The 14,845-nt window shown below is 65.2% G+C and carries 17 protein-coding genes and 1 riboswitch; of the genes, 3 read left to right on the top strand and 14 right to left on the bottom strand.

What is annotated here, in order from left to right; all coding sequences use genetic code 11:
• Positions 1 to 394: 394 nt before the first annotated feature.
• A complete protein-coding gene (locus tag B9Z03_RS21275) occupies positions 395 to 853 on the top strand; it encodes a hypothetical protein (protein WP_139832356.1) in 459 nt (152 codons plus the stop codon).
• A gap of 336 nt (positions 854 to 1,189) precedes the next feature.
• Here the strand turns inward: B9Z03_RS21275 and B9Z03_RS21270 are convergent, their stop codons facing one another.
• The 11 genes from B9Z03_RS21270 to B9Z03_RS21220 all read right to left on the bottom strand — a co-directional run bounded on the left by B9Z03_RS21270 (position 1,190) and on the right by B9Z03_RS21220 (position 9,473).
• Positions 1,190 to 1,888, bottom strand: coding sequence for an alpha/beta fold hydrolase (locus B9Z03_RS21270; RefSeq protein ID WP_085466042.1), 699 nt, complete (start codon positions 1,886 to 1,888; stop codon positions 1,190 to 1,192).
• Between the two features lie 21 nt (positions 1,889 to 1,909).
• Positions 1,910 to 2,383: a MaoC family dehydratase gene (locus B9Z03_RS21265; RefSeq protein ID WP_085466041.1), complete on the bottom strand. Its 474-nt coding sequence runs from the start codon at positions 2,381 to 2,383 to the stop codon at positions 1,910 to 1,912.
• A complete protein-coding gene (locus B9Z03_RS21260) occupies positions 2,380 to 2,844 on the bottom strand; it encodes a MaoC family dehydratase (protein WP_085466040.1) in 465 nt (154 codons plus the stop codon). Before B9Z03_RS21260 ends, B9Z03_RS21265 begins: the two co-directional genes overlap by 4 nt.
• 94 nt (positions 2,845 to 2,938) lie before the next feature.
• A complete protein-coding gene (corA, locus tag B9Z03_RS21255; RefSeq protein WP_085467797.1) occupies positions 2,939 to 3,913 on the bottom strand; it encodes a magnesium/cobalt transporter CorA in 975 nt (324 codons plus the stop codon).
• Between the two features lie 163 nt (positions 3,914 to 4,076).
• Complete coding sequence (locus B9Z03_RS21250) at positions 4,077 to 4,943, bottom strand: YiiX/YebB-like N1pC/P60 family cysteine hydrolase (RefSeq protein ID WP_176247588.1); 867 nt, start codon at positions 4,941 to 4,943, stop codon at positions 4,077 to 4,079.
• Positions 4,944 to 5,080: 137 nt separating this feature from the next.
• A complete protein-coding gene (ychF, locus tag B9Z03_RS21245) occupies positions 5,081 to 6,184 on the bottom strand; it encodes a redox-regulated ATPase YchF (RefSeq protein ID WP_085466038.1) in 1,104 nt (367 codons plus the stop codon).
• Between the two features lie 102 nt (positions 6,185 to 6,286).
• A complete protein-coding gene (locus B9Z03_RS21240; protein ID WP_085466037.1) occupies positions 6,287 to 6,832 on the bottom strand; it encodes a hypothetical protein in 546 nt (181 codons plus the stop codon).
• Between the two features lies 1 nt (position 6,833).
• Entirely contained in the window at positions 6,834 to 7,574 is a 741-nt protein-coding gene (pth, locus tag B9Z03_RS21235) for an aminoacyl-tRNA hydrolase (RefSeq protein ID WP_085466036.1), read from the bottom strand.
• 27 nt (positions 7,575 to 7,601) lie between these two features.
• On the bottom strand, positions 7,602 to 8,222 hold the full coding sequence (locus B9Z03_RS21230) for a 50S ribosomal protein L25/general stress protein Ctc (protein WP_085466035.1): 621 nt from the start codon (positions 8,220 to 8,222) through the stop codon (positions 7,602 to 7,604).
• A gap of 174 nt (positions 8,223 to 8,396) precedes the next feature.
• Positions 8,397 to 8,840 (bottom strand): 6,7-dimethyl-8-ribityllumazine synthase, encoded by a 444-nt coding sequence (locus B9Z03_RS21225; protein WP_085467796.1) that lies wholly within the window; start codon positions 8,838 to 8,840, stop codon positions 8,397 to 8,399.
• 73 nt (positions 8,841 to 8,913) lie between these two features.
• Positions 8,914 to 9,057, bottom strand: a riboswitch (FMN riboswitch).
• Between the two features lie 119 nt (positions 9,058 to 9,176).
• Positions 9,177 to 9,473, bottom strand: a complete 297-nt coding sequence (locus B9Z03_RS21220) for a YjiS-like domain-containing protein (RefSeq protein WP_085466034.1) — start codon at positions 9,471 to 9,473, stop codon at positions 9,177 to 9,179.
• Between the two features lie 21 nt (positions 9,474 to 9,494).
• Between B9Z03_RS21220 and B9Z03_RS21215 the strand changes: the two genes are divergently transcribed.
• Both B9Z03_RS21215 and chrA read left to right on the top strand, forming a co-directional pair.
• Positions 9,495 to 10,391 carry a LysR substrate-binding domain-containing protein gene (locus tag B9Z03_RS21215; RefSeq protein ID WP_085466033.1) on the top strand — a complete coding sequence of 299 codons (897 nt, stop codon included), beginning with the start codon at positions 9,495 to 9,497 and terminating at the stop codon, positions 10,389 to 10,391.
• Positions 10,392 to 10,578: 187 nt separating this feature from the next.
• On the top strand, positions 10,579 to 11,922 hold the full coding sequence (gene chrA / locus B9Z03_RS21210) for a chromate efflux transporter (RefSeq protein WP_085466032.1): 1,344 nt from the start codon (positions 10,579 to 10,581) through the stop codon (positions 11,920 to 11,922).
• Between the two features lie 8 nt (positions 11,923 to 11,930).
• On the opposite strand, the gene B9Z03_RS21205 is transcribed toward chrA, so the two are convergent.
• The 3 genes from B9Z03_RS21205 to B9Z03_RS21195 all read right to left on the bottom strand — a co-directional run bounded on the left by B9Z03_RS21205 (position 11,931) and on the right by B9Z03_RS21195 (position 14,829).
• Positions 11,931 to 13,163, bottom strand: a complete 1,233-nt coding sequence (locus tag B9Z03_RS21205; protein ID WP_085466031.1) for a GGDEF domain-containing protein — start codon at positions 13,161 to 13,163, stop codon at positions 11,931 to 11,933.
• Between the two features lie 73 nt (positions 13,164 to 13,236).
• A complete protein-coding gene (locus tag B9Z03_RS21200) occupies positions 13,237 to 14,169 on the bottom strand; it encodes a ribose-phosphate pyrophosphokinase (protein WP_085466030.1) in 933 nt (310 codons plus the stop codon).
• Positions 14,170 to 14,289: 120 nt separating this feature from the next.
• Positions 14,290 to 14,829, bottom strand: a complete 540-nt coding sequence (locus B9Z03_RS21195; protein ID WP_085466029.1) for a hypothetical protein — start codon at positions 14,827 to 14,829, stop codon at positions 14,290 to 14,292.
• Between the last annotated feature and the right edge of the window lie 16 nt (positions 14,830 to 14,845).

Raw genomic sequence — 14,845 nt, 5'->3', positions numbered from 1 at the left:
CCTGTTGCATGGTCCTTGCCGGCCAACCGCTGTTACGCCCGCCCTGCGCAACTCTTCTCCCACGCGATCGTCATCCCGGCGACCGGAGGTCAGCCGGGATCTATTCTTCTCTCCGGTTACGCGCTGAAAACACCCAACGGTCGCAAGAAAAGGATCAGCGCCAACCCGCCAAGGTCAATCGATCCCGGCTGACCTCCGGTCGCCGGGATGACGTCGCGCGAGGGGCGAGCGCTGTCTTGAGAGAGGCCCCGGCGGTCAGTTCAGCGACATCCATCCGATGGATCGATTTCCATCCGTTTTCTGCTAACCCCTTGTTCCTGTTGGCCCGTCAAATTTTTCCATCCCCACCCCTCCAGCATGCCCGACACTATGTCAGGTCAAACGGGAGCCGGCGATGGGCTGGAGGGCGAAGGCGGGGAGGGAACAGGCGGAGATGGCGAGGATCGTCATGCGCCTCTTCTCGATCGCCGACATGGCCGAACAGGCCGCCGGTCGCTCGTTCTGGGTCCGCTGGTGCGTGCTGTGGGCCGCCTGGCAGGCGAATACGCTGCTGAGCGCCTATGTCGAAGGCACGCTCCGTAGTTTCGCCCGCAGACCCTGGACGCCCGTCCCGATGCCGGCCGGCTTCGGCAGCACTCCCTTCGATGCGGAGGACCTTGCCGATTCGCTCAGGGCATTCGGGCTCTACATGCAGGCGGTGGCGGCGCAGCTGTGCCGGCTGTCGTTCCTGCACCGGGGGCAGGCGTCCGACGAGGCCGGCAATGAGGGCGGGGCGATCCACGGCCTGGGCGCGCTCATCGAAAGGCGCGCCATATCCGCCGCCGTACCGGTCGAGTTCTGCGACACGTCCTGAAAAGCACGTGTCGTGCCCCTGATCGCAGCGTCATCGCAGATGAGATCGGCCTTCCCTCAAAAGGGGAGGACAATTTCGCATGCCCGTCTTTCCGGGGCCGCGCAGCGGAACCCGGAATCCAGAGCGCCGGGCAAGCAAGCAGTTCGTCGACCGTCGCGACCATGTCGGATTGTGGATCAGGGCAGTGCGCAGGCGTTGGCGCGCTGGGTTCCGGGCTCCGCTACGCGGACCCGGAATGACGGCGGTGAGGGGCAGTGCCCACCCTTCGAAAGCTCGCGCTGCCCCTCATCCGCCCTTCGGGGATCTTTCCCCCGTGAACGGGGAGAAGGAGGTCTCCTACCGCGCGATCGACGCAATCACATCGCGCAGGATCGCATTGATCTCGCCCGGGCGTTCCAGCGGCACATAGTGGCCGCAGTCGGGAATGACATGCAGGCTGCCGTCGCGGGCCATCCGCGTCTGCCTTTCGCTTGTCGCGAGGCCCGGCGCGGTGTCCTCGGCGCCGGTGACGATGGCGATCGGGCCGCCGAATCCGGCCAGCACGTCGGTGCGGCTATCCCTAGTATGAAAGGCGGTCACGCCGCGCGCGAGGTCGGACGGCGGCTGAGCCAGCGCGCAGCGGCGTGCGGATTCGACGACATGAGCCGGCGTGGCCGTAGAGAACAGCGGTTGCCAGAACGTCTGCCACGCGGCGTCCACCCGCCCGTCGTCCAGCATCGCCAGCGCGGCGGCGTGCAATTCGGGGTCCGGGCGGTGCTCCGCCTTGGTGCCGATCAGCACCAGCGCGGCGACGCGCTCGGGCGCGAGCCTGGCGACCTCGAGCGCGCAGGACCCGCCGACGGAGCAGCCCGCCACGACGATCCTGTCGCCGCGCATCGTCGCAAGGGCAGACGCCGCCCAGGCCGGAAGGTCACCGCCGAGGGTGTAGAGATTGGGCGCCTGTGTCGCGCCCGGCAGCAGGCCCATCTGTCCCGTCCACATCGACCTGTCCAGCGGCAGGGCATGAAGCAGCAGCAGTTCAGGGCCGCGGTCCACGGATCGCCTTCGTGGTTCCGCTCAGAATTCCGTCTGCACCAGGACCGAACTGTCGAACTCGATCACCTTATCGCCGGTGCTGTCGAAGGCCTCGGCCCGGATGGTGAGCAGGCGCCAGCCGGGGCGCGAGGCGACAGGGCGGTGATCGACGCCGGTGCGGGTGAAGGTGATCGTCTCGCCGGCATAGACCGGCTTCAGCCAGCGGAGGTTACGGATGCCCGGGGAGGGGCCGAACACCGGCTTCGGGTCGGGGCCCGTCCAGCGACGCGGCTCCGTGTCCATCCGCGTCTCGACGTTCTTCTTCATCCACACCGCGGCGGTGTGCCAGCCCGAGGCGCAGAGCCGGCCGAACACGCTCTTCTCGGCCGCCTTCTCGTCGAGGTGGAAGGGCTGCGGGTCGAACTTCCTGGCAAAATCCTTGATTGCCTGCGGCTCGAACAGGTGGGTGCCGAGAACAGTCGTCTCGCCGACGCCGAAATACTCGTCCAGGCTCATGCGCTCGCCGCCTCCCGCGTCAGGAACATGCCGGTGTTTTCCAGTTCCAGCACGGTTTCGCCGCGCTGGTTCGACATCGTGCTCTTCACGGTGACGAAGCCGAGCCCGGGCTTGGACTTGGATTCGCGCTTGGCAAGCACGGTGCACTGGCCGGTCAGCGTGTCGCCGGCCAGCACCGGCTTCTTCCAGCGGACATATTCGACGCCGGGCGCGCCCTGCGAGGTCGAGTCGAGGATGAAGCCGTCGCACATCATGCGCATGAACATCGCGCAGGAATGCCAGCCCGAGGCCGACAGCCCGCCGAGGATCGACGCCTTGCCGGCCTCCTCGTCGAGATGGAAGGCCTGCGGGTCGAATTCGGAGGCGAATTCGATGATCTCGGCGGCCGTGACGGTCTTCTCGCCGAGCCTGATCGTGCCTCCGACCTCAAGGTCGTCAAAGGTCCATGTCTTGCCGTTCATCGCGCCGAAACCTGTTCAAGTCGAAACGGTTCTGGACCGATCGCCCGCTGCTTGCAAGCACCTGCGAGGTAATTGCTTGTACCAGGCGCGGGCCTCACAGCCAGCCTTTGCTCCGGAACCAGAGGAACGGCAGGATCGCCGACAGGACCATCAGGCCGAGCGCCCATGGATAGCCGAAGCTCCATCCGAGTTCCGGCATCACCTCGAAGTTCATGCCGTAGATCGAGGCGACGAGCGTGGGCGGCAGGAAGACGACGGCAGCGACGGAGAAAATCTTGATGATCGCGTTCTGCTCGATCGAGATCATGCCGAGCGTCGCGTCGAGCAGGAAGTTGATCTTCTGCGACAGGAACGTCGTGTGATCGGCCAGCGAGAGGATGTCGCGCGAGACGGTCTTGATGCGGGCCCGGACATCCTTCGTGGTCTTGATCGTGGTCGCGGCGTGGGCGAGGAAGCCGGCGAGTCGCTGGAGCGAGAGCAGGCTGTCGCGCAGGTTCGACGCGAGATCCTCCTTCTGTCCGATCGCCTTCAGCAGCGCCTGGAAGTCCCGGCTGCGGCTCGAGGCCTTCTTGGAGCGGGCCTCGAAGATATCGCGGGAGATCGTCTCGACGTCGCGGCTCGCGCGTTCGAGGATGTCGGCCAGCCGGTCGACGATCGCCTCCAGCAGCGTGATCAGGATCGTGTCTCCGCCGGTACATCCGGTCGACGCCTTTTCCGCGCGTTGCGGGAAGGTCTTGAAGGCGCGAGGCTCATGATAGCGGATCGTCACCAGCTTCTTGCCCGCGAGGATGAAGGTGACGGGAGAGATCTCCGGCGCTCCGCCCTCGACATAGGCCGGCACCGTCGCCGTCATGAAATAGGCGCCGTCCTCGACATAGAGCCGGCTCGAGATCTCGATCTCCTCCATCTCCTCGCGCGTCGGCAGCGCGAGCCCGAGCAGGCTTTCGACCAAGAGCTCTTCTTCCTTGGTCGGGTTGAACAGATCGAGCCAGGCCGCGTCGCCAGTGCGTGGGTCGGACACGTCCACGCCGACAAGGCGGTCGTTTTCCAGCACGAAGGTCCGGATCATCGTCATGCATCCTTCTGTCTGGAGCTGTTGGTGATTGGACGAGACAGTCGGTCAAGGGGATCGAAATCGATACGACGCCGACCGTTCCGCCCGGACGCCGGCAGGCTTAGTCCCACGACCTGTCATGGTCAACTCGCCAAGCCGCCAATGGCGCGACGGTCGGCTATCCGGGCCAAATGCCCGCGACGTCGTCGCGCAGCGTCTCACGGCCGGGACGGCGCACGCCGCGGCCGTCGCCGGCGACGTAGTCGACGAACCGAAGCCTCGGATGGCCGCGCGCGGCCTCGTAGACGGCGCGGTCCGGAATGATTGTTTCGCGGCCATAGGCCATGTTCCGGGACAGGCGCAGCTCCGGCATCGCGCGGCAGGCGAGTTCCACGCAGAACAGCCGGTCCGACCGGCCGGCGTCGAAATTGAAGTCGAAACGCTTGCCAAGTTCATCGAAGAGCGTTGCCACCGCGCGCTGCCGCCAGCCGGGCGTGGCGATGCGCGGCCGCAACGTCACGGCGCGATCCGTGTTGAGCACGACCGAAGGCGGCGACAGGTGGACGCCCTTCATGTCGGCCTCGATGAAGATCGCGCCGCGCCGGATCGCGTCGCGATGAGGCATGACGCTGGGATGCGACCACATGCCCAGCGCCCGCAGCTCCCGTTCGGTGCCGAGATAGATCGCGGCGTGCTGGAACAGACCCGGGATCGTGTGACCCGACAGTCGGCCTTTCGAGCTGACGAAGACGAGGTCGAGGGGCTGGAGGCTTGCTACGATCCGGGCCTGAATGGCTGGCTCGGACAGATAGCCGGAGCGCCAGCTGATGCGCCCGATGACCTGGCCGATGGCAGGGGCGGCGGGTTCGATCACGGCAACCAGCCAATGCGGCTGTCGCTCGGCGTCGGCGCAGCATTTGGCGCCCGTCCGCATGTGTACCGGATCGCTGGCGCAAGCGGACAGCAGCGCGACGAGTGCCAGCGCGGCTGTCGCGATCATCGCACGGCGAAGAAGACTCGCCGCCCATCCTCCCACACCCACCATGAAACAAGCCCCCTGGAGCTTCATATCACTCAGGTGTTGAGCTTGAACAGCAGCACGTCGCCGTCCTGGCCCAGGCATCCTGTCGTATTGGGCCGCCGAAAGACCACATCCCGCGCATCAACCGGCCGGCCGAGGCGTCAGGTGTTGAACTTGAACAGCAGCACGTCGCCGTCCTGGACGACGTATTCCTTGCCTTCGTCGCGCGCCTTGCCGGCTTCCTTGGCGCCCACCTCGCCGCCGAGCGTGATGAAGTCCTCGTAGGCGATCGTCTGGGCGCGGATGAAGCCGCGCTCGAAGTCGGTGTGGATCACGCCGGCGGCCTGCGGCGCCTTGGTGCCCCTCACGATCGTCCAGGCGCGCGTCTCCTTCGGGCCGACGGTGAAGTAGGTGATCAGGTGCAAGAGGTCGTAGCCAGCGCGGATCAGCTTGTCCAAGCCCGGCTCCTCCAGCCCGAGGTCGGCCAGGAACTCCTGTGCCTCCTCATCGGGAAGCTGGGCGACCTCCGCCTCGATGGCAGCGGAGATCACGACCACGCGCGCGCCCTGGGCGGCCGCCATCTTCTCCACGGCCTTCGTATGCTCATTGCCGGTTGCGGCCTCGGCCTCCGAGACGTTGCAGACATAAAGCACGGGATGCGAGGTCAGGAGGTTCAGCCCGAGCAGGATGGGCATCTCGTCGGCGGCCAGCTTGCCCAGCAGCAGGCGGACCGGCTTGCCGTCGTTCAACAGGGCCAGCGCCTGTTCCATGACCGGCAGGACGGCGAGCGCTTCCTTATCCTTGACGCTGGCGCGCTTGCGGAACTGCACGACGCGCCGCTCCAGGCTCTCGAGGTCGGAGAGCATCAGTTCGGTCTCGACCGTCTCGGCGTCCGCGACCGGGTCGATGCGACCCTCGACATGGGTGATGTCGTCGTTCTCGAAGCAGCGCAGCACATGCACGATCGCGTCAACCTCGCGGATGTTGGCGAGGAACTGGTTGCCCAGTCCTTCGCCCTTGGACGCGCCACGCACCAAGCCGGCAATGTCGACGAAGGAGATGCGGGTCGGGATAATCTCCTTCGACTTGCCGGCCGCGGCAAGCTTCTTGAGCCGCGGATCCGGCACCGCCACCTCGCCGGTGTTCGGCTCGATGGTGCAGAACGGATAGTTCGCCGCCTGCGCGGCCGCGGTGCGCGTCAGCGCGTTGAAAAGGGTGGATTTGCCCACGTTGGGAAGCCCAACGATGCCGCACTTGAAGCCCATGGGGGACAGTCCTGTCAGGAAGCGAGAATTTGGTCAGGGCTATGGGCGAAAGGATCGACGATCGTCAACCCCCGACTGTTGGTTACCATTGCGTGCCGGGTGTTACTCGGAAGGGCCGAGTCTTGCTTGTTTGACGCCTGACTCGCGAAGAACGTCCAGCAGTTCAAACAAAGCGTCGCTGGGAGCGGAGCCCATATCGAGCGAGATGCGTTTCGGTTCAACGATGGCAGAGTGAATGATACCCGACACTCCCCCGTCGCTTACTCGCTCGTCATCGATGTCGAACCAACGATCGAACCATTGCTCGAAACGTGACTGACCGACTGTGTCCTTCTCGAATTCAATCGAGAGAGAATCCCAATGAAAAGGTGCGATTTCCAGGGACATCTGCCGATAGTCGGCCGTCATCGGAGGGAAGCTTACTCGCACATAGCCAGCAACCACAGTTGCGTGGAACTCTGGTCCGCTCTCAGCCCAATCTACTGCGGCCAGTCCCTTGTAAACGCCATCGATCTCCCCAAACTTGACTTCAGGCCTATTCGGATTAGGCGACTTTGCAGAGAGTCGAGCGATTGCTGGCTCCAATTCCCTCTCGACATACTCGTCGCGGATCTTCTTAATCCGCTCGTGAAGCTGCTCTTGGTTCACGTCACTCCTCCTTGCCGAACAGCTTCTTCAGCATCGCCGCCATCGGGCCGGATTCGGGGAGCTTGACGGCCGGCTGCTGCGGCCGAGCCTGGCGGATGTGGCTGACGCCCTTTGCCTTGCCGGCATCCTCACCCGTCCTGGCCGCCTTCGCGGCGTGGCCGTCGCCCTTCGAGGCGCCCGGCACGGCGAGCGCCAGCTTGTTCATGAAGGAGTTGTCGTCGCCCTTGGCCAGCAACGGGGCGTTCTCGCCGATCGCGTCCATCAGCGGCTCGAGCCATGCCTGGTCGGCTTTTGCGAAGTCGCCCAGCACGTAGCCGTGCACCAGTTCCTTCACGCCCGGATGGCCGATTCCGATCCTGACGCGCCGGTAGGCATTGCCGATGTGCTGATCGAGCGAACGGATCCCGTTGTGGCCGCCCGCGCCGCCGCCCACCTTCACCCGCACCTTGCCGGGCGCGAGGTCGAGCTCGTCGTAGAGCACGGCCACGTCGGAGGGGGAGAGCTTGTAGAACCGCATCGCCTCGCCGACCGACTGGCCGGAGAGGTTCATGAAGGTCTGCGGCTTGATGAGGAGCACCTTCTCGCCGCCGAGCGTGCCTTCGGCGACGAGGCCATGGAACTTCTTCGTCCAGGGAGAAAAGGAATGGCGGCGGGCTATCGCGTCCGCCGCCATGAAGCCGGCATTGTGCCGGTTGTTCTGGTACTGCGCGCCGGGATTGCCGAGACCTGCGAGGATCAGCATGGCTTGGGCTCCGCCGGCGCGGCCGGGTTATTCCTTCGGCGCCGCTTCCTCGGCTTCCTCACCTGCCTCCGAACGGGCAGCCGACGAGCCGGCGATGGTGGCGATCGTGAAGTCACGGTCGGAGATGACCGGCTTAACGCCCGCCGGCAGCTTCACGGCCGAGATGTGGATCGAATCGCCGATCTCGCTGCCGTCGAGGTCGACGGTGATGAATTCGGGGATCGCGTTCGCGGGAACCGTGAACTCCACCTCATGGCGCACGATGTTGAGCACGCCGCCGCGCTTGATGCCGGGCGACTTCTCTTCATTGATGAAGTGAACCGGCACCTGCACCGTCACCACCGTGTCCTTCGAGACGCGGAGGAAGTCGATGTGGAGCGGGTTGTCCGTCACCGGATCGAGCTGGTAGTCCTTCGGCAGAACCTGGATCTTCTTGCCGGCGACGTCGATCGTGGCGATCGTGGTCATGAAGCCGCCGCCATGGATCTTGTAGTAAAGTTCCTTGTGGTTCAGGGCGATGGCGAGCGGGGGCTGCTTGTCGCCATAGATGACTGCGGGTATCTGGCCATTGCGGCGAGCTTCACGGGCGGACCCCTTACCGACCTTCTCGCGTGCATCGGCCTTGAGCTCGTACGTATCGTGGCTCATGGTCGTTCCTTTCGGTTGTATGGAGCGCTTCCGGTCCGGCTCGCGGCCTTGTCCGGAAACGTCGAAAGCCGCCTTATGGGCGGCCCTCCTCCGCGTTGCCTCCAAGGGTGTCTACGCGGGTGGCGGCTCTATAGCGGAAGGCCCCGAAACGCGCAACCCGCAAGCACGGCCACACTATGCGGCGATCCGCGACAGCCCGGCGCGCGTGCTCGTGATCATCAGCGCGGCCCGCGCCGCCTCGCGGCCCTTCTCGACGAAGTGGTTGCTGTAGATCGCCCGGTGATGCTCGGTCTCCTGATAGTGGTGCGGCGTCAGCGAGACGGACAGGACAGGCACGCCGGTGTCCAGTCCCGCACGCATCAGCCCGTCGACCACCGCCTGGGCGACGAAGTCGTGGCGGTAGATGCCGCCGTCGACGACGAAGGCTGCCGCGGCCACCGCGCCGTATCTGCCGGTTGCGGCGAGGTCGCGGGCAAGCAGCGGCAGTTCGAAGGCGCCGGGCACGTCGTAGACGTCGACTTTGTCGGCGGGAATGAGTTCGAGAAAGCCGTCGAGCGCCCTGTCGACGATCTCGGCATGCCAGTTTGCCTTGACGAAGGCGTAGCGGGTGGGTGTCATCGTGATCTCCTTCGGTTGCGACACGTCACCCAAGGCGATCACGCGCAGAGCAGTCCCGCGTGGGTCTGCCGCTGCCCGTTCTCTTCCATCCGGACTGTAACCGTCGGCTCAGGCATCGCACCTGATCTGCTGACCCTTCATATCGAAGGCGCTCGCGGGCTCGCGACTTCCGCCGCATACCGCCGGTGGGGAGTTTCGCCCCGCCCTGAGAACGCGGGCACGATAGGAGAAGCTGGCCGGCGTGGCAACGGGCAGCAAAAAAGACCCGCCGTCATTTGCGACGGCGGGGGAGTGAGGCTCGGACGAGGGCAGGGGCCCGCCCTCGAATTGCTTCGCCTACAGGCTCCAGGTTTCGCGGGTGCGCCGCCAATCGGCCCGGGCTGTTTCCTCCAGACCGAGAATGTCCTCGCGGGAGAGGCCGATGTCGCGCAGCAGCCGGTCGTCCTTCTTGGCGAGAAGGTCGTGCAATGCACGGGTCAGCGATGCGGGGCGCAGGGGCGCAGATTGCTCGGCAGCGGCCGGGAGATAGGTAGCGTCGAAATATGCAGTGGTCATGGTCGTGTACTCGGTGTCCAGACAGGGAATAAGCGTCTCGTTGACATTCGACAAACGAATTGCTGTGATGTCAGCCATGAGTATTCGGAATGCCTCCTGATGAGCCTGCATCTCGATGAAGACCTGCTCCGGACGTTCCTTGCCGTCGCCGACAGCGGCAATTTCACCCATGCCGCCCTGCGGGTGGGACGCACGCAATCGGCGGTGTCCATGCAGATCAAACGCCTGGAGGAGGCTGTCGATGCGGTGCTGTTCGAGCGCGGTGCGCGTGGCGTCTCGCTGACCTCCAAGGGAGGCCAACTGCTCGGCAATGCGCGGCGGATCGTCGGCTTGCTGGACGAAACGGCTGCGCTCTTCGACGCGACCTCGCTTGAGGGCAAAGTGAGTATCGGTATCCACCAGGAGTATGCGGAGGAGCGTCTGGCGAATGCGCTCCATTCATTCGACCGTCGCCACCCTGGCGTCGAGATTACCGTCCGCTGCGGAACGTCGGAGGAAAACCTGACCCGCGTGCAGTCGGGCGACCTGGATCTTGCCGTGATCTTCGATTGGCAAGGGCATTCGGATGGCGAGGTTCTCATGGTCGATCCAACGGTATGGGTGACGTCGGAAAAGCACCTGACGCATGAGCGGAGGCCTGTGCCGATCGCGCTATTCCGCGACTCCGCATGGTCCCGCGACTTCGCGATCCCGTCGCTCGAGAGTTGTGGCGTCGACTATCGGGTCGCATTCCTCAGCGCTGTCAAAGGCGGACTCAGACTGGCAGTGACCTCAGGCCTCGCCATTTCGCCGATCTCCCGAAGCGATATCCCACCCGGATGCCGCGAACTGACGGCGGATGAAGGTTTCGCGGTGGTTGACCACTCCAACGTGGTGCTCGTCATCAACCCATCGTCGCGTAGCGCTGCGGTCGCTGGCATGGCCGAGGCGATAAGGGAGGCTTTCGCGCAGATTCCGACGCAGGCGGCGATTGTCGCGTCCGGCAAGGCCGAGTAGATTTGACGTCATCGGGGGCATGGGTGGACTCCCCGCCAAGGCTGCGGCCCAAGTTCTGCCTTCGCATCCTTGCGGAGGAAACCATGCCTCGCGTCACGCTGCCTTCACGTCTATCCATTCCATTGTCCGAGCTCTTCAATGCCAGGCCGATTCTCTCCGCGGCCTGCCTTGGCAAGGATGTCCCGAGATGACCACCGGCGCGATATCACTTGCACCGCAGCCGGTCGCCTTTTCCGACGCCGTCCGCGTCTTTGCCCGCATCGGGCTCCTCTCCTTCGGCGGTCCGGCCGGCCAGATCGCGCTGATGCACCGCATCCTCGTCGACGAGAAGAAATGGCTCGACGAGGCGCGGTTTCTGCACGCGCTCAACTACTGCATGCTGCTGCCCGGGCCGGAGGCGATGCAACTCGCCACCTATGCCGGCTGGCTGCTGCACGGCATCAAGGGCGGGCTTATGGCCGGCGTCCTCTTCGTGCTGCCGGGCGCGATCGTGCTCACAGCGTTGTCGAGCCTCTATCTGCTCCTGGGGGACATCCATGTCGTCCAGGGGCTGCTCTTCGGGCTCAAGGCGGCGGTGCTGGCGGTCGTGCTGGAGGCGCTGGTCAAGGTCTCCCGGCGGGCGCTGACCGGCCGGCCGATGGTGGCGATCGCGATCTTGGCCTTCATCGCGATTGCCCTGCTCAAGCTGCCGTTCCCTGTCATCATCGTCGGCGCGGCCTTGATAGGCGCGGCACTTCATCTTGCCGGGCGGAGCGGAGCGCAGAAAGCGGCAAAGCCTGCCATTGCCGAGGTGGACATGCCGGAATGGACGAGCCCCAGCCTTTCCCGGTTTGCCTCCACGCTCGCCGTCTGGCTTGCGCTCTGGTTCGGCCCACTCCTGCTTCTCCACACGCTCCTGGGAAGTCAGAATGTGTTTGCGCGCGAAGCGTCGTTCTTCTCGGTCATGGCGGCGGTGACTTTTGGCGGGGCATACGCGGTGCTGGCCTGGGTCGCCCAGCAGGCCGTCGAGGTTTATGGCTGGCTCCGGCCGGACGAGATGCTGACAGGCTTGGGGCTCGCCGAGACCACGCCCGGGCCGCTGATCCTGGTCCTGGTCTTCGTCGGCTTCCTTGGCGGGGCTCGGCAGTCCGGACTGGAGCCGCTGGCCGGCGGCCTCGCGGGGGCGGCGGTGACGCTCTGGTTCACCTTCGTGCCATGCTTCCTGTGGATCTTCGTCGGCGCGCCCTATGTCGAGACGGTGCGCAGCGTCGCCTGGCTTTCCGCCGCGCTCGCGGCGGTGACCGCGGCCGTGGTCGGCATCATCGCCAATCTCGCTCTGTGGTTCGGGCTGCACGTGCTTTTCGGAACGGTGGACGACGTCGTGGCCGGGCCGTTCTCGGTCCGGGTTCCCGACCTCTCAAGCCTCGATCCCTGGGCCGTGCTCATCGCCGCCGCCTCGGCTGTCGCCCTGTTCCGCTTCCACGCCAACATGCTCGTCGTGCTGGCCGGCGCGATGGCCGCGGGCGTGGCGGTGAGGCTGTTCGCCACCTGACAGAGGGCCTACGCGCGGGCGCGACCGTCCAGGTTTGGAGGGCCGTCGTCCGAAGGACGATATTCGCGGTGGATGCCCTTGCCGGCACGCTTGGCCGCGTAGAGCGCCTCGTCGGCCGAGGCGAGCAGTATCGCGGGATCGAGACCGTCGTCGGGAGCATAGGCGCTGCCGATGCTGACGCCGAGCTGGATGGTGTCGCCGATGCCGATTTCGAACGGCCGAGAGATCGTCGCGATCAGCCGCTTCGCCACGAATGCCGTCTCCTCCCGGCCGGTGAGCGGCAGGATGACGGAAAACTCGTCGCCGCCGTTGCGGGAGGCGTGGTCGTCGGGCCGCAGGGCGTGACGAATGCGCTCGGCGACTGCCTTGAGCAGGACATCGCCCGCGGTATGGCCATGGCGGTCATTGACGGCCTTGAAGCCGTCGAGATCGAGATAGAGCAGCGAGAACCCGTCGCCATCGATCCGGCGTTCGAGGCGGGCGCACATGTCGGCCAGCTTTTCGTCCAGCGCCATGCGGTTCTGCAGGCCGGTCAGGGCGTCGGTCATCGCCAGCCGGCGCGTGACCTTCTCGGCGCGGATCATTCGCACCAGTATGTCGTGGTTCTGGAACATGATGACGTGCATGCCGACCACCCACAGCGGCAGGATGATCGCGAGCGAACCGATACCGGGATAAGGCGCGTTCAAGGATGCGATCGCGAAAGGTATGCAGCAGATCACCATGATGAGGCTGGCGAAACGCGGCGTCGGCGCATTGCGCGACGACATGGCGCCGACCGCGCCGGCCGTGTTTACCGAGGCGATGATGGCCAGTACCGGTTCACCGCTGGTCATACAGGCATAGGATCCGGCGCCGAACACGACGGTCCACAGTGCGCCGAGAGTGAGAAGGGCGGGAACATAGTCCTCGCGCCGGCGCCCCAGCGTTCGCTCCGCATGGGAGATAACGGCGAGCCGGACGGCAACGATCACGATCTCGGTGACGAGCCATATGATGGGCCACCAGGCGCCGGTCATGAAATAGGCAAACGTCGCAGTGGCTATGACCACGGCGGTTCCGACCAGAAGGGCGCCCTTCCGATCCATGATCGACTGGATCAGTCTTCCGCGCAGCTCGTCAGAATCAGGCTGCCCGCTGGAACTCAGCCAGTAGAAAATCCTCCCCAAGGGTCCCGAAGCCAGCGAGGTCTTCGCGTGGCTGCGCTGATCCTGGGATACCGCACTGTCGAGACGCGACATGACCCATGTCTACCATGCCGACCTTAAGGCATGGAATTCCGAAATGGTCGGATTTTAGCGAACGCGCCTCGGTTCAGTCGAACAGGCTGGAGACCGATTCTTCGGTCGCAGTGCGCGAGATTGCCTCGCCGATCAGGTCGGCAATCGAAACCACGCGGATGTTGTGGGCTGCCTCGACGCTGGCCGTCGGTTGGATCGAGTCGGTGATCACAAGTTCCTTGAGCTTGGACGAGGTGATGCGGGCGACCGCGCCTCCGGAGAGAACACCATGGGTGATGTAGGCGGTGACACTGGTCGCACCGTTGGCGAGCAAGGCATCGGCGGCGTTGCAGAGCGTGCCGCCCGAATCGACGATGTCGTCGAGCAGAAGGCAGTCCTTGCCCTCGACGTCGCCGATGATGTTCATGACTTCCGACTCGCCCGGCCGCTCGCGGCGCTTGTCGACGATCGAGAGCTGCGCGTCGATGCGCTTGGCGAGCGCGCGCGCTCGCACCACGCCGCCGACGTCGGGCGAGACGACCATGACGTTGGAGAGGTTGTAGCGGGACTTCACGTCGCGGGCCATCACCGGCACGGCGAACAGGTTGTCGGTCGGGATGTCGAAGAAGCCCTGGATCTGGCCGGCATGCAGGTCGAGCGTCAGCACGCGGTCGACGCCCGCGCGCGTGATCAGGTTGGCGACGAGCTTGGCAGAGATCGGCGTGCGGCCCGAAGCGCGGCGATCCTGCCGCGCATAGCCGAAATAGGGGATGACCGCCGTGATGCGCCGCGCCGAGGAGCGGCGGAACGCATCGATCATGATCAGCAGTTCCATCAGGTGGTCGTTCGCCGGGAACGAGGTCGACTGCAGCACGAAGACGTCCTGGCCGCGCACGTTCTCCTGGATCTCGACGAATATCTCCTGGTCGGCGAAGCGCCGGACGCTCGCCTTGCCGAGCGAAATGTTCAGGTACCGGGCGACCGCTTCGGCCAGCACCCGGTTGGAGTTGCCCGCGAACAATTTCATGCAGAATCCCTGGCGCTCGTCTCGCTCGGATAATGCGCGCCTTTAAGCGCCAAGCCGGCGCATTTCAAGCCAATAAGGAGATGTGCACACGGCAGGTGCGAAAAAAGTCGCAGACCGTTCTCAGCCCGCACGGGTCGCGAGCCATGCGGCGAACTCGTCCGCCGTGCGATCGGCGATGGAGCGCATGTTGGCTTCCGTTACGTCGATCCATCCCTGGTTCTTTCCCTTGACCCGCTCCTGCCCGGAAAAGCGATGCACCCGGTTGCCTGCGGTATCCATCACGTCCCAGACGTAGAAGATGATCGTCTCGCCTTCCTCGGGCGAGGTGGAGAAGAAGCCCTTCAGCGTATATGTGGCCGTTGGATCGCCCGAAGTCTGCAGTGCGAAGCGCTTGGACGGCGCACGCGCAGCAAGTTCCGCCGACAATTGTTCGACGGCTTCCGTCGGCGCGCCGATCACCGGCGCCAGGCTCACCCGCGCCGGCTCTGTCGTCAGGGCGGCGACCTGCGGCGGAGTGGACGCGGTCTGGGTCGGCTCGACCACGGGAAGCGGCTCCGGCGTGGACTTGGTGGCGATACCCATCGTGGGGTCCACACTGGTGCAGGCGGCGCCCGCAAGCGCCGCGATCGCGAGAACGAATGCTGTCAGGCAGCGGTTCATCGCTCCGATCTTACCC

Source organism: Mesorhizobium australicum, from assembly GCF_900177325.1.
Lineage (GTDB): Bacteria > Pseudomonadota > Alphaproteobacteria > Rhizobiales > Rhizobiaceae > Mesorhizobium_A > Mesorhizobium_A australicum_A.
Note: the sequence above shows the minus strand (reverse complement) of the source record. Positions and strands in the feature narration are given on the sequence as shown.